Origin of the sequence: Gilliamella sp. B14448G11 (assembly GCF_016101765.1) — a bacterium.
Taxonomy (GTDB): domain Bacteria; phylum Pseudomonadota; class Gammaproteobacteria; order Enterobacterales; family Orbaceae; genus Gilliamella; species Gilliamella apicola_N.
This window is the reverse complement of sequence record NZ_JACFPX010000002.1, coordinates 44,190-63,236: the sequence shown is the minus strand read 5'-3', so window position 1 is coordinate 63,236 and position 19,047 is coordinate 44,190. Positions and strand designations below refer to the sequence as shown.

Genomic DNA, 19,047 nt, shown 5'->3' with positions numbered 1-19,047 from the left:
CCGTTCTGTTGTAAGAACGGTTAACGTTTAATGGATAATTACCGAATATCTAATGTACCTTTTTTGAGTTTTATTTTATAAACGGTTGCCGTTAACAAGATTGGCACGACAATCGCTACAAGCATTGCTAAGGCATAAATTGACCAATATATCGGTTTTATTGATAAAATACCCGGTAAGCCACCGACACCGATACCATTAGATAACACCCCGAATAAACCACAAATCAATCCAGACAAAGCCGCGCCAATCATGGCACATAACATCGGGAATTTATAGCGTAAGTTAATACCATACATTGCCGGTTCAGTTACCCCTAAATAAGCGGAAATCGCCGCTGGAACTGAAACTTCCCGTTCGTTATGTTTTTTACTCACTAAAATAATACCCACGACAGCAGATGCTTGAGCAATATTGGATAAGGCGATAATCGGCCAAATCGGTGTTCCACCTATACTTTCAGTCATCTGTATATCGATAGCTAAAGTGGTATGATGAATGCCTGTAATCACGAGTGGTGAATAGAAGAATCCAAAAATAGCCGATCCAATGAAAGCATAATCACCCGTCATTAAATATTTAACGATGTAGGCAATACCATTACCTAACATACGACCGAAAGGACCTAACAAGAAGTGAGCTAAAAAGACAGAAAGCAATAATGCAACAATTGGCACAATCACTAACGTCAAATAATCAGGTACGATTTTGCGTAAACGGGTTTCAATCCAGCCTAATGCTAAACCAGCAAAAATAGAGGGGATCACTTGCGCTTGATAACCAACCTTTTCAATGCTAAACCAACCAAAATCCCAGACTTCAGGTATTTTGCTACCAAGATCATAAGCATTCATCAGTTGTGGTGAAACTAATGTGATGCCTAATACAATTCCTAAAATAGGTGATCCACCCATTTTTTTCACCGTAGACCAGCAAATTGCTACCGGTAAGAAGTGGAAAATAGCTTCACAAGGTAGCCAAAGAATATTATAGATAGGCACTAACCAAGCATAAGTTTGAATAAGAGGCTTATCATCAATGGTTGGCATTTCACCAATAATGTTACGCAATCCAAGCAATAAACCGCCAGCAATTAGCGCTGGTAATAGTGGTACAAATATCTCAGCAAGATTAGAAATAAATCTTTCAAAGAAAGACATATTCTTTTTAGCTGCTGCTTTTGTTTCTTCTTTGCTTGCCTCATCTAAATTTAATTGCTGAATTAACGATTTGTAATAGCTATCAACGTTGGTACCAATAATGACTTGAAATTGCCCAGCATTGTTAAAACAACCTTTCACAAAAGGGAGTTCTTCAATGGCATCCACATTCGCTGCTTTGGGATCGACCAAAGCAAACCGTAATCGTGTTAAACAGTGGGTAACACTGGCAACATTCTCTTTTCCTCCTATTAAATCGATAAGTTTTGTTATCGCTTCGGTTAGGTTTTTTGAATCTTTAGCCATAAAAGTCTCCTTGTTATTAGAACATTAGCTTTTGCTCTATCAATAGTTTGGCTATTTTTTAATATTTATTAAGCATAAATTGAATTTGATTAATAATAAATGGGAACGTTCCCTATTTGTGATTGAACTCACAAATTTTTATTTAACTTAAAGAATTTTAACGGATTATTTTATTCTTGAAAAATTAATCTGGATGGCACGGTTATGGTTTTAGCTAAGGCGCTATTTTGTAACATACAGAGTAATTCTTTAGCTGCATAGGTGCCCGCTTTATCAAAACCAAGCTCAACCGTCAGCGTATTAGGAAAAAGAAAATTAAGTAGCTCACTATTGCCAATGCTCGCCACAGTAATATGTTCTAATCGATTCTGGTGTAAATATTTGTTCAAGCCCAATGCGATGGCATCAGTGGCACAAATTATGGCTGTGGGGGCGTGTGATAAAATTGATTGTGCGAGTTCATAGCCAGAACGATAACTTAAATTGCCTAAATAGGCATTTGGGTTGATTTGATTTTGCTGGCAATAATCCATATAAGCTTGATAACGTAGTGCACCGGTTGTTTGGTCATGTTGCTCAATACCAATAAAACCGATTTTTTGATGGTGCTTTGATTGGTGTAAATATTCAAGTAACGTTGTGACTGCTCCAATATCATCATAGCAAACACAGGTAAAATCAGGATACGATCTTGCCATTATGACACTTTTACTTTTCCAGAATGATAATAGTGAAGGTTCAAGCCCGGTAAAAGCAAAAATAATTACGCCATCTGCTTGCTTCTCTTTTAACATGGTTAAATGTTCTTCAACTTTATCAACGCTGAATTGACTTTCAATGATAATAGGATCGTAGCCAGACTGGTATAAGATAGGTAACATTGTGCGGACAGCTTGATTTTCTGACATTGAATCAAGGCGAGTAACAACAATGCCTATCACTTTGTTTCCATAACCTCGCATTGCTCTTGCCGACTTAGATGGCGTAAATTGATACTGCTCAACGATGGCCATTACTTTATTACGGGTGGTCTCTTTAACCATAGGATCATGATTAATAACCCGTGAAACAGTTGACTTGCTCACGCCACTCAATTTGGCAATATCTTTAATGGTTAAATGGTTAGAAAACTCATTCATAATCACATCATTATACGAAAATCAATTAAATCATAGTAATATAGATTGAAGAAAATAGCGATATTGATGTCTATTAAGTGTTTGCAAAAACGACTTCATCCCTCATACAGAAAACAAAAATAATATATTGTTGTATATCATTTTTAATTAAAGCACTCAATGTGGTTTTTAACAATATATTTAATTATTACATTAGAATTTTTCATACTAAAATTAATTATTCTCTTGATAGATATCATTTAAAAAATTAGATTTGCTCAATAAATCATTATTGATAAATGTTATTTAGGTTATTAAAAGTAAAAAATGCAATGGCCATTTTTATTTGTAGCTAGCATGCTGTTTACCTTGAATTTATCGACATCAGTGTTAGCTATGGAAAAAGATCACACCATAGAATCTCAATTTGAAAATACTTGATTATCTTTAGCCGATGCTATTAATGGTAGAGAGCCAGAGATACAGATAGTACAAAAGCTAAAACGGCATAATTTCACTGTCAAAAATTTAGATGAAGATGGGCTTATTTATTTAGAGTATTACTTTACACAACCAGTCAAAGTCATGAATTAAATATTGGGGAGGTAGTGGCTCACTCTTTTTAGCTATAGTTAAAGGTAATATGGATGAATTTGCCAAGTCTATCAATACCAAAATTATTCCAAATAATTTAAAAGACACCTTAATTGGTGAGTATTATAAAGAAACCGCATTGCCAACGATAGAAGACCCTTTTGCAAATACGATAATTATTGGTCGTGATAAAAATCTAATGCCAGAGCTAAATCCAAATCCAAATCAGTTTTATTTTGGGTGCCAAATATTGGATAGATAATCATATTTATTTAAAAAAGGGCAAATATACCCTTTTCTAATTTAGATTAAGCTATGCTAGTTCTCGCACTATATTTTAATTTATAGACACTTCCCCAATCTAACATCGCATCATGTACTTGCTTTAGGCTCTGTCCAACCTCAGTTAAGGTATATTCCACTTTAGGTGGCACTTGAGGATACACTTTGCGGGTGATTAAGCCATTTTTTTCCATAATGCGTAAATGTGAAGTGAGGACTTTTTGTGATATACCGTTTAGTGATTTTTTTAACTCACCAAAGCGTTTTGTGCCAGTCAGTAAATCTCGAACAATTAGGACTTTCCATTTGTCACCCATTAACATTAATGTCGTTTCAACAGGGCAAGGTGGTAATTTTTCATTTAATGACATTACTAATAATTCCTTTAAATTCAATAATAGTATCTTAATGGATACTATGTTACACAGTGGTACCTACTTTACAATAGATACTTTGAATATTAATCTAAAAACATTCACTAAGCAAAAGACTTTTTTGTTTATAAGACAATATTAGAATCAAATTGAATACTAGCTTAAATAATATGACAGGAGTAAATAATGAAAATAGCTGTAATTGGTGCAAATGGTAAATCAGGTTCATTAATCGTTAAAGAAGCGCTTAGCCGTGGTCATGCAGTCACTGCAATTGTCCGTAAAGCCGATGCTAAAGTTGATCCTAAAGCTGATGTGTTGGTTAAAGATCTGTTTGATTTAACTTATGATGATTTAAAACCTTTTGATGTTATTGTCGATGCTTTTGCTACTTGGACACCTGAATCACTACCTTTACATCAAACGAGCTTAAAACATCTTACTGATATTTTAAGTGGTAAACCTAACCGATTATTAGTTGTTGGTGGCGCAGGTAGTTTATATGTCAATCCAGAACTTTCGGTTCGTTTAGTTGATACTCCAGAATTCCCTGAAGAGTTTAAACCGTTAGCAACGAATATGGCAAAAGCGTTAGATGAACTTAAAAAATGTGACAATGTTAACTGGACATACTTAAGCCCAGCGATTGAATTTGTTGCTGATGGTGCAAGAACAGGTCATTATACCGCTGGTGGTGAGCAGTTTATGGTTAACAGCCAAGGTAAGAGCCAAATTAGCTATGCTGATTATGCTATCGCTATGGTTGATGAAGCTGAAAATGCTAAACATGTTAAACAACGTTTTACGGTTGTTGCTGAATAATTTATTTATTAAGCCTTACATTGAGATAGTCTATAATCAAATCGCTATGTTATATGTAAGGCGATTAATTTAATCCGCACATATCAAAAGTTTTTGATGACTTTTATCTATTCTAATATCCAATCTTATTCTAATTTCCAAAAATGTAGCAAAGAATAATATTGCTCCCCCGTCGTTGGATCATTTTAGTGCATCACTCATTGGAATTATCAAGCCGTAATCGTGATGCTTAATACTTGATTCATTGGCATGTTAATTGCATTCATATTCTTATTAATCTTTCATAATTGTATTAATTGTACTGTTTCTGATTTATTGTTATTTAATTAGGGAAAACTGTTATGCAATACGATTTAATCATAAAAAATGGAATAGTCATTCTCGAATCTGGTGAAACACATACCGACATTGCCATAAAAAACGGCAAAATTGCAGCTGTTGGTCCTGATTTGGGGCAAGCCGATCAAACTATTGATGCTCAAGGTTTAATTGTTAGTCCTGGTATGGTCGATGTTCATGTGCATATTAGTGAACCTGGTGGCGTTCGTCATGAATGGGAAGGCTATGTCACAGGAACCAAAGCATGTGCAAAAGGGGGGGTTACCACCTTTGTTGAAATGCCACTTAATCAACTTCCTGCCACAACGAGCGGTGAAACACTTCGTCAAAAATATGCTGCTGGAGACGGAAAACTTTATGTCGATGTTGCTTCTTATGGTGGCTTGGTTCCTTATAATTTAACCAATAATGGTATTGCCGAACAAATGGCACAAGGGGTTGCAGCCTTTAAATGTTTTATGGCGACCTGTGGCGATCCAAATCTTGACGGTGATTTTGCTAATGTAAATGATTATGCATTGTGGGAAGGGATGCGCCAAATTGCTAAGACAGGTAAAGTGTTAGCCATCCATGCAGAAAATGCTGCCATTACAGATATATTAGGGCAACAAGCCAAAGCACGAGGGGAAAGCAAATTATCACAATATGTAGCAACTCGTCCGGTATTTACTGAAGTCGAAGCCATTCGTCGAGCCATCTTTTTTGCTAAGCAAACGGGTTGCCCGATTCACATTTGCCATGTGGCTTGCCCCGAAGGGGTTGAGGAGGTGATCAAAGCTCGTCAAGAAGGCGTGAATGTGACGTGTGAAACGTGTATCCATTACCTCTATTTCACTACCGATCAATTAGATGCGATTGGACCTATTGCGAAATGTTCACCGCCAATCCGCGATCAGCAAGCTCAAGACGGATTATGGAAATACCTTTTTGCTGGACACATTATTACCGCCGTATCTGACCATTCACCTTGTACTTATGACTTAAAAAATAAAACCAATGCGTTTGATGCTTGGGGCGGAATTTCTGGTGTTCAAAATAATGTGGATATCTTTTTTGATGAAGCGGTACAAAAACGTGGGATGTCATTAAAGCAGTTTGCCGATATCATCGCTAAAAATCCAGCTGAACGATACAACTTACCTACTAAGGGATCTATTCAAGTTGGTAAAGATGCCGATCTCATCTTTATAAAACCGCATTCACACTATGTATTAAAAGAACAAGATCTTGAATATCGCAATAAATTTAGTCCTTATGTGGGTAGGGAAATTGGTGCACAAGTCATTCAAACATTGTTACGAGGAAAGACCATTTATCAGATTGATTCTGGTATTGATTTAACGCCAAGAGGGACATTTATTCGCCGTTAATCATAAAGACATAATAAAAAAATTCAGGTAATTAAGGGATAGGATTATGAAAAATCACACAAAGCAGTCATCATCTGATTCACTAACCATTGACAGATCATTACTACCTAAAGACAACAAAGATCGAACCATGAATTGTTTTACCTATGCGTTTATGTGGATCGGTGATGGTATGAATTTGGGTAATATGACTTTAGGTGCAAGTTTGGTCGTTGCGGGCGTTGCTACGATGAATATTTTTCAAACTTTCGTTGCAACATTCATAGCAATATTAATTATTACCACAATTTTTGTCTTTAATGATCGGTTAGGGTATCGCACTGGAATTCCTTATGTCGTGCAACTGCGTATGTCATTTGGAATAAAAGGAGCCATTATCTCATCGTTGCTACGTGGTATTCCTGCTATTGTCTGGTATGGCTTTCAAAGCTGGATTGGTGCTACAGCACTTAATGAGATTATCAAAATATTGTCTAATGGCGAATTTAATCAGGTATTTATCTGTTTTCTTGTTTTGCAGTTTTTCCAAATCGCCCTCTCGCTCTATGGATTTCATGCCATAAAGTGGGTTGAAACCTTAATTTCAGTGGTTATTATTTGTGCATTAATTTATGTCTTTATTCTATTACTCAATAATCATCAAGCTATTATTATGGATAAATGGGTAAAACCGGAAGGAACTTGGGGACTGCCTTTTTATGGCTTTATTATGATGTTTTTAGGCAACTATGCCGCAATTTTTCTTAGTGCGGCCGATTATTCTCGAGAACTTAAATCGGGCTTTAGCAATCGTAAAAGAGGATTACTCTATTTTCTACCAATTTTTATTGCTTATGGATTTATTATTACGATTGGGGTGATGTTGGCATCTGTCACAGGTAACTCCAATCCAGTGAAAGCCTTTGCAATTGTGGTCGATAACGCCTATATCACTCTGGTCGTATCAACTTTTATTGTGTTAGGCACCATTGCGGTAAATATTGTCGCGAACATTATTCCTCCAGCCTATGTGATTACTCTGTTAACTAAAGCCAATTATAAATTGGCGGTAACAATTACCGGGTTATTAGCGATTGCTTCTTTCCCTTGGATTTTAGTGCAAGATACATCAGCACAAGGATTAGGGTTATTTATTCTCATTTACTCCGCATTTTTGGGCCCCATTGTTGCGATATTATTGGTGGAATATTATCTATTACGTCGTCAACAAATTAATATAAATGCCTTATACGATAATAAAGGCCAGTTTGCAGGTTATAACCCTGCTGCTATTTTAGCGATGCTGATTGGTTCTGCAGCGGCATTTTATGAAGTAAGTTTATCGTGGGTTGTCGGTTTTTTTGTTGGTGGAATAAGTTATATCTTATTAACCAAATACGCGTTTAAGCAATCTCTTTTCAAAAAAGGGACGATCTTTGAAAAGAGATAGAGAGTTTAAAATGGCAAGCAAAACTGCTCTTTAATTGTCCTATTGTTATATTACGTTTCGCTGCCAATTTGACAGGTTACTTTGATCTCTCGATTATTCGGAATTTCTAAATTTGACAATACCGCTAATTGAGGAAAATTAGGTCTTAAAAATTGTGCAAGCATTGCTCGTAATGAGTGATTAACCAATAAAACAGGCGGAGCACCAATTGCTTCTTGTTGATGAAGAGCTTGTTGTAGTTGTTGAATGAGGTGTTCTGCTAACCCGGGCTCGAAATTACTGGTATTTTGTAGCGTTTGTAATAACAATCGTTCTAAATTGATATTTAAACAGATCACATTGATTTGCTCACTATCAGAAAACCATTGTTGTGTAATGACGCGTCCTAAAGCAATTCTGATCATGCTAAGTAATTGGTAAGCATCATTCTGAGTGGGTGCATGCTCACAAATGGTTTCTATAATGGTGCGCATATCACGAATAGAGACTTTTTCAGCAATCAAATTTTGCAATATTTTATGAAACGTTGTTAAGGTTATAACGCCCGGAATAAAATCTTCAACAAGTTTCGGTACTTCTTGCTTAATTCGATCGAGTAGTTCTTGCGTTTCTAATCGACCAAGTAAATCGCTCGCAAATTGTTGTAACAAGTGATTAAAGTGCGTTGCAATCATGGTACTGGTATCAACAACGGTATAACCTAATATCTGCGCATTTTCTTTATCATTTTTATCGATCCAAATAGCAGGTAATCCAAAAGCAGGTTCAATCGTTGGTGTGCCTTTAATGGTTTCAGTTACATTACCAGGATTAATGGCTAACCATTTGTTATTAACAATTTCACCTTTGCCAATCTCACCGCCTTTGATAAAGATTTTATATTGATAAGGCGCTAATGAAAGATTATCGCGAATATGCACTTGAGGCGGTAAAAAGCCGAGTGTTTGAGCAAATTTTTTGCGTAAACTACGAATTTTACCTAATAATTCGCCGTTCTGTGTTTGATCGACCATTGGGATAAGTCCGTATCCGACTTCCATAGCTAAAATATCTTCAATATTTACATCTGACCACGTTGCCTCTAAATTTGCTGGTGCAGTAGCGGGCATCTCTGTGGCTTTTGTGGTGTTTTGCGGTTCAGCACTTTTATGTTTGTTTAGCCACCATGCCAGTACGGTTAAAAAACCTGTGAACATTAAAAATACAATATTGGGCATGCCCGGAATCAATCCAAGTAAGCCAATTACAACCGCTGTTAAAATTAATACTTTAGGGCTATTAAATAGCTGGTTAAGCATTTGCTCACTGATGCTATCTTGTGAGCTGACTCGAGTCACAATAACACCTGCTGCGGTTGAAATAATTAATGATGGGATTTGTGCAACTAAGCCATCACCAATTGTTAATAACACATAAGTGTGGCTTGCATCAGCAAAGGTCATGCCATGTTGCATAACACCGACTAATAAGCCACCAATAATGGTAATTGCCATAATGAGCAAACCCGCAATAGCATCACCACGAACAAATTTACTAGCACCATCCATTGAGCCGTAAAAATCGGCTTCTTGGGTCACTTCTGCTCTTCGTGCTTTAGCTTCATCTTCACCGATTAATCCAGCATTAAGATCCGCATCAATGGCCATTTGTTTACCCGGCATACCATCTAATGCAAAGCGAGCGCCCACTTCAGCAATTCGCCCCGCACCTTTGGTAATAACCATGAAGTTAATGATGACCAGAATAATAAAGACCACGATACCAATTGCAAAATTTCCGCCAACTAAAAAATGGCCGAACGCTTCAATCACTCGCCCTGCGGCATCACTCCCGGTATGACCTTTTAATAATACTACTCGCGTCGAGGCAACATTAAGCGATAAGCGCAATAAAGTAGCAAATAATAAAACCGTTGGAAATGCCGCAAAATCAAGTACTCTTTTAGTGAATAAAGCTACAATTAAAATAATAATGGATAAGGCAATATTAAATGTAAAAAAGAGATCTAAAATAAATGCTGGCAAAGGTAATACCATCATCGACAGAATCAATAATATAAGTATTGGCCCTGCTAAAATTTGATATTGACCGTTTTTTAAATTATTAAATGATAATAATGTCTGTAGCTTTGATTTAATCATAAAATTAGTAATTACTGTTATTTATTTTTGGATAGCGATTCAGGTACAGGTAAATTATTCGGCGCTAATGGTTTGTCACCACCATATTTATGCCAACGTTTTAACTGATAAACCCAAGCTAAAATTTGTGCGACAGCAGTATAGAGCTCGGTTGGAATCGTTTCGCCAATTTCACCATGATGATATAAAGCACGAGCTAATGGCGGTGCTTCTAATAAAGGAATATTATGTTCGCTTGCTATTTCTTTAATACGTTGCGCAATTTTGTCCGTACCTTTCGCCAATAATTTTGGCGCTGCCATGATTTTTTCATCATATTGTAGGGCAACGGCGTAGTGGGTTGGGTTAGTTACGATAACATTGGCTTTAGTGACATCTTTCATCATTCGACGTCTAGCTACCGCTTGTTGCATTTGTCGAATGCGTCCTTTTATTTGCGGATCACCTTCTTGTTCTTTAAACTCATCTTTTATCTCTTGTTTGGACATTTTTAATTTTTTTAAATTACTCCAAATTTGATAAAAAATATCAAATCCCACCATTGGTATTAAAGATAATACACTTAATATTCCACAAATAATGATTAACTGTATTGCATTGGTTAATGCATTATTTAAATACATATTGGGCAAGGAAAGTATATTTGGAAAATAATGCAACAAAAATAGGGCAACCGTTGTTGCAATCAATATAACTTTAAGTACGCTTTTAAGTAGTTCCGAAAAAATTCTAATGCTAAATAGCCGACCAAACCCAGCAATAGGGTTAAGTTTTGAAAAATTTGGTTTAATTGATTGCAGGCTAAAAAGTAATCCCCCGATAGCAAGGGGAGCAAATATGGCTGTAATGGCCAACCCTATGAGAATGGGCACAATAGACCAAATACCCGCTGTAACCAAATTAACTAAATATAAAATGGTTAATGAGTCATCTTTTGGTGAGTGTGATACTTTGATCGCCATTTTTATAATGGTGATCAATTGATTAATGGTATAAGGTCCGATTACTAAAAGTAGTGAAATACCGATTAACAGAATAAACAGCGAAGTTAATTCTCGAGATCGTGGTATTTGCCCCTTTTCCTTAGCCTTTTTTATTTTGCTATCCGTGGGTTGTTCGCTTTTATCTAGATCACTATCATTAGCCATGGCGAAAATAAAATTATACTGTTAAACGCGTTTTTGCATGTTAACAGTATGAACTTATTACTTAAGAATTATTGCTTTGAAAAGGCGATGATTTATGGGGTATTTATCTCGTTTAATGGTTTTCAATATCAATAGTTTGTTTCTTCTAATTTTAAACTTTCGCTCTTTTAGATGAAATAACTTCGGTTTGCTGATAGCCATTATTTGTATAAACTGCTGGATTATTTAAATTTTTAAGATAATTAATTGATTGTTCTGTCATGTTCATACGATTTTCAATAATCAAACCATTATCACGATTAATGTTTGCCAATAACTTGGTGGTATCGGTAATTGATTGCCATTGAGCAGCAACCGTTGGATTTTCACTATAAGGTGGTTGCATATTCAGTTTTTGGCTTAATTTAACTCGTTTTTCATCCAATAATTTTAACTCAATAAGTAACTGACTTTTTCTATCGATAATATCAGGTAATTGATTGATTAACTTATTATCAATTAGTATTTGTTGTTCTGTTTGCAGAATTTCAGAGAGAGTTTGTAACATTTTTGTTACGTTATTTAAAATATCCTCTAATTCTAACATGTTTGCATTCCTTAAATTTTCATTATTTTTCAATGTTTTGTAGTATTTGCTCAATAAGTTCTTTAGCAATTTTTTGTGAATCAATCACTAATGAACCATCGGCAATGGCTTGTTTTATTTTTTCTATTTTTTTTACGTCAATATCATTGCTGGTCGTGCGTAATAGTGTCCTTGCATTTTGTGATAGGTTCACATTAGCACTTACTTTGGTATCATTTTGGGCAGGTATTACCGCTGTCTGATTTTTTTGTTGCTCAGTAATTGCATCACGACTAATAAGTCCTGATATGGCGGTAATAGATTTTGTTGCATCAATGCTCATAAAGTACCTTTAATCATATTTACGTTTTTATATAATTTGTTTAGTCCTATTATCGGCAATAATAGAAAAATCATTAGTATTTTTTGTTGAAAATTATTACACCTTGGTTTGTTAATATCCCCTCAACAATATTACCGGAACTAAGTTTAACACTGATTTTATCGTCTAATATGGCATTATTGAGCGCTTTACCATTTGTCGTTACTTGGTAATCTTCGCCATCAATAATAACCTTAACCATTTGACCGACTTTAACCAGCCAAATTTTTTGGAGTATTGCCGTTTTTATGGTTTCATTCTGATTGATATTGCGTGAAGCAATATGATTAATGGCATCGGATTTATTCAAAATCACTGAAGAGGGGAGTTTATCTAACCAACCAAATTTTAAATCTAGCAAATCTTCAGTGATAACGGAGCCTGCCGTTATAGGTTGTTTAGCAATAAGATAATGTCCGCTAACGGCAACATAAATTTGCATAAACCTTTTTTTATTTTCACATTGCACACTGATGGTCATATTGCCCCATGGCTTATTTTTATTAAGTAAAGATAAGGTGGGGGTGTCACAACTTAATTTAGGAATATCTTTGGCATAGCCAATGGTTATCGCTTCTGGTTTATGGTTAAATTGCTGCGCGATGAGATCTTTAACCTGTTTGCTAAGCGGGTTAGCTAACACGATAGGGCAGCTAAATAGCATAAACATACCGATTATTAATTTCACAATTGTAATCATTCTTATTTTTTCTAAATTATTTATAAAGTAAATTCTACTTTATGCATGAAAAGTCTGAATGTTGAAATAAGGACAATTTTAACCGTTATTTGTAGGATGATTTTTTTTAGCTTCACTTAAAATCTTTTTTATCAAAAAAAATTAGGGTGATTTTATGTTTGATAAATTGGATAACTGGGTTCATTTTCACAGTCAGGCACTCAATGTGCGTGAAACACGGCAAAATATATTAGCGGCCAATATAGCTAATAGTGATACACCTAATTATCAAGCTCGAGATATTGATTTTAAGACAGAATTAAATAACGCCTTAAAAAATCAAAGTAATGCTAATAATATCGCACTTCGTACTACCTCTAATCATCATATTCAAGTGTCAAATTCAATGACTATCAATCAAAATCTACTGTATCGAATACCTTATCAAGCTTCAGCGGATGGTAACACGGTAGAGATGGATCAAGAGCGTACAGCGTTTATAGATAATAGTATTCACTATCAAAGTAACCTTACTTTTTTAAGTGAACAATTTAAAAATGTGATGTCAGTATTACAGCAAGGATAATTGTGATGAGTTTTTCTATTTTTACCATTTCCGGTTCAGCACTAATGGCGCAGACCCAACGTATGAATGTCAGTGCCAGCAATTTAGCCAATGCCGATAGTATTACCAGTACTTCAGGTCAAGCTTATCGAGCTAAACAAGTGATTTTTCAAGTTGATGATAAGGGTTACCAAAATAGCGTAGCAGGCGTAAAGGTATCACAGGTGATTGAAGATCCTGCACCAATGAATTTAGTTTATGAACCGAATCATCCTTTAGCAGACGAGAAAGGTTACATTCAAAAACCAAATGTTGATGTTGTGGCAGAAATGGTCAATACCATATCCGCATCTCGTAGCTATCAAGCAAATGTAGAAGTGATTAATACAGCAAAAAGTTTAATGCTAAAAACCTTTACTTTAGGGCAATAGAGGAACGTAATTCATGGGTATTTCTAATGTAGCAGTGTCAGAATCATCAAATATGACCAGTCCAGTGAGAAAAGGGACATCTGATGGGAACTCTAGTCAGGAATTACAAGATAATTTTTTAACATTACTTATTGCCCAAATGAAGAATCAAGATCCCACCAATCCAATGGACAACAGCCAGCTAACCTCACAACTTGCTCAAATCAATACATTAGCGGGTATTGAACGACTGAATACGACTTTGGGTATGGTTTCTGGTCAAATTGACGACAGTCTATCGGTCAATGCAAGTAATATGATTGGTAAAGGTGTCATGGTTCCCGGTAATAAAATTTTGGTTGCCACATCGGCAGTCGAAGGGTCAGAAACAGAAAAAGAGACCGTTACCACACCATTTGGCTTTGAACTTATGCGAGATGCTGATTCAGTGGTTGTTACTATAAAAGATGAAAACGGCAATGTTGTGCGTGAGGTCGATTTAGGTTCGATTCCTGCTGGGGTCAGCTCTTTTACTTGGGATGGTGAGCTTAACGATGGAACTAAGGCGCCAGACGGTAGCTACACGTTTTCGATTAATGCCAGCTACGATGGGCAAAAAGTATCATCAACACCATTATCTTACTCAGTTGTATACGGAGTAATTAACAGCAAAGTTAACAATAAAGTATTACTAGATTTAGGGATACTGGGTTCAATTAGTATTGACGAAGTGCGTCAAATTCTTTAAAGGGGAATAAGTTCATATGGGGTTTTCTCAAGCAATTAGTGGTATGAATGCCGCTTCAAAACAATTAGATGTTATTGGTAATAATATTGCCAATTCTGCAACGGTTGGCTTTAAAAGTGCCAGTATCTCATTTGCTGATATCTATGCTGGCTCAAAAGTTGGAATGGGCGTTAAAGTTGCATCGGTTTTGCAAAATTTTAATGATGGCACGACAACCTCAACCAATAATAGTTTAGATGTTGCCATTTCCGGTAATGGATTTTTTCGATTAGTCGATAGCAGCGGTCAAATCTATTATACCCGTAATGGTCAGTTCCAATTAGATGCTGAGCGTAATATCGTATCTGCCGATGGATTGAAATTAACGGGCTATTTAGCAACAGGTACGCCACCACAAATCCAACAAGGTGCGGCACCGGGACCATTAAAAATTTCGCAAGAGATGTTAAATGCATCAGCAACCAGTAAGGCTTCTTTGCAAACGAATTTAAATTCAAATAGTAAAGTCCCAGAAAAACAACCGATTAATGCAACCGATGCGGATACATTTAATTATTCAACCACCATTACAACTTATGATTCCTTAGGTAATCAACGTAATGTTCAGCTTTTCTATGTTAAAACCGCAGATAACCAATGGGATGTTCATTATCTTGATAGCAGCGATCCTAATGCAACTCTTCAGACATTAGGAAAAATGGAATTTGACTCATCTGGCAAATTAATCAGTGATCCAGAAATGACGATCAATCTTAATGGTCTAAATGGTTCAGCGGATAATACTTTTACATTGTCATTAGCAAGCAGTACTCAACAAAATATGGGTAAAGAACTCGGTAGTGTTAAAACGCCTATCGTTGATGGTTATGCGGCAGGTGATTTAGTTGGCTATAGTATTAATGATGATGGCACAATTTATGGTATTTATTCTAACCAACAAACCATGTTATTAGGTCAAATTGCCATGGCTGATTTTGCCAATGTCAATGGATTAGAATCAGCAGGCAATAATAACTGGCGATCAACGCTTAATTCTGGAGCAGAAGTATTAGGTTCCGCCAATAGTGGGACGTTTGGTTCACTAGCCAGTGGTGCGGTTGAATCGTCTAATGTTGATATGAGTCAAGAACTGGTCAATATGATTGTGGCTCAGCGTAATTATCAATCGAATTCACAAACCATTAAAACTCAAGACCAAATACTTAATACATTGGTTAATTTGCGTTAGTTTAAGGATTATTTATGGATCGGGTTATTTATACTGCAATGTCGGGCGCAAGCCAAACTCTTAATCAGCAGGCGGTTACCTCACATAATCTAGCAAATGTATCAACGGTGGGATTTCGTGCTCAATTAACTGCAATGAAAGCCGTACCAATAGTTGGCAATGATATGCCGACACGAACGATGGTTGCTGCAACCACACCAACCTACGATTCAACAATGGGGGCATTTAATTATACAGGGCGAAACTTAGATGTCGCCCTATCTCAAGACGATTGGCTCGCTGTTCAGTTAGCCGATGGTCGTGAGGGTTATACCCGTAATGGTGCAATTGAGATTGATGAAAACGGGGGGCTTTATATTCAAGGCCATCCATTAATAGGTGATAATGGTGTTTTAACCGTACCACAACAATCTCAAGTGAGTATTAGTAGTGATGGTACAGTTTCTGCTTTAGGTGCAGGTAATAAACCGACCACGATAGCTCAAGTCGGTAAAATAAAAAAAGTCCATCTTTTGCCACAAGAAATTGAGCGTGGCGATGATGGTTTTTTTCATTTAACGCAAGCAACACAAAATGAGCGTGGCGCAGTAATGCCAGATAATCCAAAAGCCCAATTAATGTCAGGGGTCTTAGAAGGCAGTAATGTGAATCCTGTTACCGCTATGGTGGATTTAATCTCTCATGCTCGCCAATTTGAAATGCAAATGAAAGAAATCACGACTGCTGATGAAAATGCTCAAAAAGCCAATCAAATTTTATCACTTACATAGGAAAGAATAGCGATGATTAAATCATTATGGATTGCTAAAACGGGATTAACCGCCCAACAGATGAATATGGATATTATCTCTAACAATTTAGCCAACGTGAGTACCAGTGGTTTTAAACGTCAGAGAGCGGTATTTGAAGATCTACTTTATCAAACTGTTCGCCAACCAGGAGCGCAATCATCTGAGCAAACAACATTACCCTCTGGTTTGCAAATTGGTACGGGCGTTCGTCCTGTTGCAACCGAACGTATTCATAGCCAAGGTAATTTAGAAGCAACGGATAATAGCAGTGATGTGGCCATTAATGGACAAGGTTTTTTCCAAGTTTTATTACCTGATGGTACTCAAGCTTATACGCGTAATGGTGCGTTTCAAGTCAATCAAAATGGTCAATTGGTTACCGCAGCAGGTTATGAAATTCAGCCTACTATCAACATTCCATCCAATGCTATCAAAATGACCGTTGCACGCGATGGTGTGGTCAATGTGACATTAGCCAACCAATCAACACAAGTACAAGTTGGGCAGTTAACCTTACATACGTTTATTAACGATACTGGTCTAGAAAGTATGGGTGAAAATCTGTATTTAGAAACCGAAAGTTCAGGTGCACCAACGGAAAACACACCGGGACTAAATGGAGCAGGTTTGCTGTATCAAGGTTATACCGAAACGTCTAACGTTAATGTTGCAGAAGAGTTAGTTAATATGATTCAAGTACAACGTGCTTACGAAATTAACAGTAAAGCCATTTCTGCATCGGACCAAATGCTACAACGTTTAAACCAACTTTAAAGATAATAACATGATAAATATAGTGAAATATCTTTATATTCTCATGGCGTTTTTTCTTTTAAGTTGTGCACAGTTGCCTAAAAAAGCATTGGTTGAGGGTGAAACCAGCATCGTGCCAAAAATGCCTGATATTGTCAATACCAGCGGTTCGATCTATCAGGCTGCCCAACCGACTAGTTTTGGTTATCAACCGATGTTTGAAGATCGTCGTCCACGCAACATTGGTGATGTATTAACAATTGTCTTACAAGAAAATGTTAGCGCCAGCAAAAGCTCATCAGTTAATGCCGGTCGTAATGGTGCGTTAAATGTCGGGGTAAAGACCGTTCCTCACTTTTTAGATGGACTTGTTGGTCGGGGTAAAGCCGATACAGATATCTCGGGCAGTAATGATTTTAAAGGATCAGGCGGTGCGAATGCCAAAAATACCTTTAGCGGCACAATCACAGTTACTGTGCAAAACGTCATGATTAATGGCAACTTGAAAGTTATTGGAGAGAAACAGATTGCGATTAATCAAGGCACCGAATTCATAAGGTTTTCTGGTGTAGTGAATCCAAGAACCATCAGTGGTAATAATACTGTTATTTCAACACAAGTTGCGGATGCCCGTATTGAATATGTCGGTAATGGCTACATAGATGAAGCGCAAACTATGGGCTGGTTACAGCGCCTATTTTTAAATTTTTCACCATTTTAATGAGTATCATTATGCTAAATAAGTTACGCATTTTTATCAATTTTATCGGTATGACTTTATTGGTTATTCCTGTTTGTTATGCTGAACCTATTCGTGATCTTGTTACCATTCAAGGGGTAAGGGAAAACGCCTTAGTAGGTTATGGTATTGTGGTTGGACTTGATGGCACAGGCGATCAAACTTCACAAACGCCTTTTACTATTCAAAGTATCACAAATATGTTATCGCAATTGGGGATAACGGTTCCATCAGGCAGTAACATGCAACTAAAAAATGTGGCAGCAGTAATGGTGACAGCCAAATTACCTTCTTATGCACGAGTTGGGCAACAAATTGATGTTGTAGTGTCTTCTTTGGGAAATGCTAAAAGTTTGCGTGGCGGTACATTAATTATGACTCCACTAAAAGGCACTGATAATCAAGTTTATGCTATTGCTCAAGGTAATTTATTTGTGGGTGGAATGGGAGCAAGTAGCAAAGGTTCAAGTGTCAGTGTGAATCAAACAGCAGGGGCGACCATTCCTAATGGCGCAACCATCGAACGTGAGCTTGCTACTCGTTTAGATGAACAAGATACGATTCATTTACACCTTAATCAATTTGATTTTACCCGTGCCTTAAAAATATCTGAGGCGATTAATAAGTTACAAAAAAATACCGCGGTTGCGATGGACGGCACTACCGTCACGGTAACAATGCCTAAGGATAATCAGGCGCGCGTACAGTTATTGTCACGCATACAAAATCTTGAAATTGGTAATACACCCATTTCAGCTAAAGTGGTGTTAAATACACGTACTGGCGTTGTGGTGATGAATCAAAAAGTTAAATTAGACAATTGTGCTGTGGCTCATGGTAATTTATCGGTTGTAGTCAATAACAAATTAAAAGTGAGTCAACCTAATACACCATTGACAGACGGAAAAACTGTCGTTGTTCCGGATGAGGAAGTGAGCATTGAACAAGAGGGTGGTGCACTGCATAATTTGGCTTCAGGTACCGACTTAAACCGAGTTATTCATTCACTTAATTTATTGGGCGCAAATCCTACGGAGTTAATGTCCATACTCGAAGCATTAAAAACGGCAGGTTGTTTACACGCCGCGCTGGAGACGATTTAAA

20 protein-coding genes are annotated in these 19,047 nt (G+C 36.7%); 12 read left to right on the top strand and 8 right to left on the bottom strand.

What is annotated here, in order from left to right; translation table 11 throughout:
- Positions 1–38: 38 nt before the first annotated feature.
- Complete coding sequence (treB, locus tag H3S88_RS01635; RefSeq protein WP_198227201.1) at positions 39–1,466, bottom strand: PTS trehalose transporter subunit IIBC; 1,428 nt, start codon at positions 1,464–1,466, stop codon at positions 39–41.
- 170 nt (positions 1,467–1,636) lie between these two features.
- On the bottom strand, positions 1,637–2,605 hold the full coding sequence (treR, locus tag H3S88_RS01630; RefSeq protein ID WP_198227199.1) for a trehalose operon repressor TreR: 969 nt from the start codon (positions 2,603–2,605) through the stop codon (positions 1,637–1,639).
- A 622-nt stretch (positions 2,606–3,227) separates the two neighbouring features.
- Between treR and H3S88_RS01625 the strand changes: the two genes are divergently transcribed.
- Complete coding sequence (locus tag H3S88_RS01625; RefSeq protein WP_198227197.1) at positions 3,228–3,440, top strand: hypothetical protein; 213 nt, start codon at positions 3,228–3,230, stop codon at positions 3,438–3,440.
- A gap of 46 nt (positions 3,441–3,486) precedes the next feature.
- Here H3S88_RS01625 and H3S88_RS01620 read toward each other — a convergent pair whose 3' ends face one another.
- A complete protein-coding gene (locus H3S88_RS01620) occupies positions 3,487–3,831 on the bottom strand; it encodes a helix-turn-helix domain-containing protein (RefSeq protein WP_086325988.1) in 345 nt (114 codons plus the stop codon).
- A 189-nt stretch (positions 3,832–4,020) separates the two neighbouring features.
- Here H3S88_RS01620 and H3S88_RS01615 point away from each other — a divergent pair, with 189 nt between their 5' ends.
- The 3 genes from H3S88_RS01615 (at position 4,021) to H3S88_RS01605 (ending at position 7,794) form a co-directional block, all read left to right on the top strand.
- On the top strand, positions 4,021–4,656 hold the full coding sequence (locus H3S88_RS01615) for an NAD(P)-dependent oxidoreductase (protein ID WP_198227195.1): 636 nt from the start codon (positions 4,021–4,023) through the stop codon (positions 4,654–4,656).
- 341 nt (positions 4,657–4,997) lie between these two features.
- On the top strand, positions 4,998–6,365 hold the full coding sequence (gene allB, locus H3S88_RS01610; RefSeq protein ID WP_198227193.1) for an allantoinase AllB: 1,368 nt from the start codon (positions 4,998–5,000) through the stop codon (positions 6,363–6,365).
- Positions 6,366–6,411: 46 nt separating this feature from the next.
- Positions 6,412–7,794, top strand: a complete 1,383-nt coding sequence (locus H3S88_RS01605) for an NCS1 family transporter (RefSeq protein ID WP_198227191.1) — start codon at positions 6,412–6,414, stop codon at positions 7,792–7,794.
- A 50-nt stretch (positions 7,795–7,844) separates the two neighbouring features.
- Here H3S88_RS01605 and flhA read toward each other — a convergent pair whose 3' ends face one another.
- The 5 genes from flhA to flgA form a co-directional block, all read right to left on the bottom strand.
- Positions 7,845–9,935, bottom strand: a complete 2,091-nt coding sequence (flhA, locus tag H3S88_RS01600) for a flagellar biosynthesis protein FlhA (RefSeq protein WP_039126503.1) — start codon at positions 9,933–9,935, stop codon at positions 7,845–7,847.
- Positions 9,936–9,952: 17 nt separating this feature from the next.
- Positions 9,953–11,083 (bottom strand): flagellar biosynthesis protein FlhB, encoded by a 1,131-nt coding sequence (gene flhB, locus H3S88_RS01595; RefSeq protein ID WP_198227189.1) that lies wholly within the window; start codon positions 11,081–11,083, stop codon positions 9,953–9,955.
- A 151-nt stretch (positions 11,084–11,234) separates the two neighbouring features.
- Positions 11,235–11,669: a flagella synthesis protein FlgN gene (locus tag H3S88_RS01590; RefSeq protein WP_039126497.1), complete on the bottom strand. Its 435-nt coding sequence runs from the start codon at positions 11,667–11,669 to the stop codon at positions 11,235–11,237.
- Between the two features lie 22 nt (positions 11,670–11,691).
- Positions 11,692–11,991 (bottom strand): flagellar biosynthesis anti-sigma factor FlgM, encoded by a 300-nt coding sequence (gene flgM / locus H3S88_RS01585; protein ID WP_039126494.1) that lies wholly within the window; start codon positions 11,989–11,991, stop codon positions 11,692–11,694.
- Between the two features lie 73 nt (positions 11,992–12,064).
- Positions 12,065–12,718 (bottom strand): flagellar basal body P-ring formation chaperone FlgA, encoded by a 654-nt coding sequence (gene flgA / locus H3S88_RS13435; protein WP_186279262.1) that lies wholly within the window; start codon positions 12,716–12,718, stop codon positions 12,065–12,067.
- A 166-nt stretch (positions 12,719–12,884) separates the two neighbouring features.
- On the opposite strand from flgA, the gene flgB reads away from it, so the two are divergent.
- Genes flgB through H3S88_RS01540 form a run of 8 tightly spaced genes read left to right on the top strand, consistent with a single transcriptional unit; the run spans position 12,885 to position 19,046 of the window.
- Entirely contained in the window at positions 12,885–13,295 is a 411-nt protein-coding gene (gene flgB / locus H3S88_RS01575) for a flagellar basal body rod protein FlgB (protein ID WP_039126489.1), read from the top strand.
- Between the two features lie 2 nt (positions 13,296–13,297).
- Positions 13,298–13,705, top strand: a complete 408-nt coding sequence (gene flgC, locus H3S88_RS01570; RefSeq protein ID WP_198227187.1) for a flagellar basal body rod protein FlgC — start codon at positions 13,298–13,300, stop codon at positions 13,703–13,705.
- A 13-nt stretch (positions 13,706–13,718) separates the two neighbouring features.
- On the top strand, positions 13,719–14,432 hold the full coding sequence (gene flgD, locus H3S88_RS01565) for a flagellar hook assembly protein FlgD (RefSeq protein WP_039126483.1): 714 nt from the start codon (positions 13,719–13,721) through the stop codon (positions 14,430–14,432).
- 16 nt (positions 14,433–14,448) lie between these two features.
- Positions 14,449–15,660, top strand: a complete 1,212-nt coding sequence (gene flgE / locus H3S88_RS01560; protein WP_086325979.1) for a flagellar hook protein FlgE — start codon at positions 14,449–14,451, stop codon at positions 15,658–15,660.
- Positions 15,661–15,674: 14 nt separating this feature from the next.
- Entirely contained in the window at positions 15,675–16,430 is a 756-nt protein-coding gene (locus tag H3S88_RS01555) for a flagellar basal body rod protein FlgF (RefSeq protein WP_039126478.1), read from the top strand.
- 12 nt (positions 16,431–16,442) lie between these two features.
- Positions 16,443–17,225 (top strand): flagellar basal-body rod protein FlgG, encoded by a 783-nt coding sequence (flgG, locus tag H3S88_RS01550; protein ID WP_039126475.1) that lies wholly within the window; start codon positions 16,443–16,445, stop codon positions 17,223–17,225.
- Positions 17,226–17,235: 10 nt separating this feature from the next.
- Positions 17,236–17,925: a flagellar basal body L-ring protein FlgH gene (locus tag H3S88_RS01545; protein ID WP_039126472.1), complete on the top strand. Its 690-nt coding sequence runs from the start codon at positions 17,236–17,238 to the stop codon at positions 17,923–17,925.
- Positions 17,926–17,936: 11 nt separating this feature from the next.
- Entirely contained in the window at positions 17,937–19,046 is a 1,110-nt protein-coding gene (locus H3S88_RS01540; RefSeq protein WP_198227185.1) for a flagellar basal body P-ring protein FlgI, read from the top strand.
- Position 19,047: the final 1 nt, after the last annotated feature.

Bases quoted from the DNA above. Each gene is read 5' to 3' on its own strand.
- treB (WP_198227201.1), bottom strand. From the start codon at position 1,466: ATGGCTAAAGATTCAAAAAACCTAACCGAAGCGATAACAAAACTTATC.
- treR (WP_198227199.1), bottom strand. From the start codon at position 2,605: ATGAATGAGTTTTCTAACCATTTAACCATTAAAGATATTGCCAAATTG.
- H3S88_RS01625 (WP_198227197.1), top strand. From the start codon at position 3,228: ATGGATGAATTTGCCAAGTCTATCAATACCAAAATTATTCCAAATAAT.
- H3S88_RS01620 (WP_086325988.1), bottom strand. From the start codon at position 3,831: ATGTCATTAAATGAAAAATTACCACCTTGCCCTGTTGAAACGACATTA.
- H3S88_RS01615 (WP_198227195.1), top strand. From the start codon at position 4,021: ATGAAAATAGCTGTAATTGGTGCAAATGGTAAATCAGGTTCATTAATC.
- allB (WP_198227193.1), top strand. From the start codon at position 4,998: ATGCAATACGATTTAATCATAAAAAATGGAATAGTCATTCTCGAATCT.
- H3S88_RS01605 (WP_198227191.1), top strand. From the start codon at position 6,412: ATGAAAAATCACACAAAGCAGTCATCATCTGATTCACTAACCATTGAC.
- flhA (WP_039126503.1), bottom strand. From the start codon at position 9,935: ATGATTAAATCAAAGCTACAGACATTATTATCATTTAATAATTTAAAA.
- flhB (WP_198227189.1), bottom strand. From the start codon at position 11,083: ATGGCTAATGATAGTGATCTAGATAAAAGCGAACAACCCACGGATAGC.
- H3S88_RS01590 (WP_039126497.1), bottom strand. From the start codon at position 11,669: ATGTTAGAATTAGAGGATATTTTAAATAACGTAACAAAAATGTTACAA.
- flgM (WP_039126494.1), bottom strand. From the start codon at position 11,991: ATGAGCATTGATGCAACAAAATCTATTACCGCCATATCAGGACTTATT.
- flgB (WP_039126489.1), top strand. From the start codon at position 12,885: ATGTTTGATAAATTGGATAACTGGGTTCATTTTCACAGTCAGGCACTC.
- flgD (WP_039126483.1), top strand. From the start codon at position 13,719: ATGGGTATTTCTAATGTAGCAGTGTCAGAATCATCAAATATGACCAGT.
- flgE (WP_086325979.1), top strand. From the start codon at position 14,449: ATGGGGTTTTCTCAAGCAATTAGTGGTATGAATGCCGCTTCAAAACAA.
- H3S88_RS01555 (WP_039126478.1), top strand. From the start codon at position 15,675: ATGGATCGGGTTATTTATACTGCAATGTCGGGCGCAAGCCAAACTCTT.
- flgG (WP_039126475.1), top strand. From the start codon at position 16,443: ATGATTAAATCATTATGGATTGCTAAAACGGGATTAACCGCCCAACAG.
- H3S88_RS01545 (WP_039126472.1), top strand. From the start codon at position 17,236: ATGATAAATATAGTGAAATATCTTTATATTCTCATGGCGTTTTTTCTT.
- H3S88_RS01540 (WP_198227185.1), top strand. From the start codon at position 17,937: ATGCTAAATAAGTTACGCATTTTTATCAATTTTATCGGTATGACTTTA.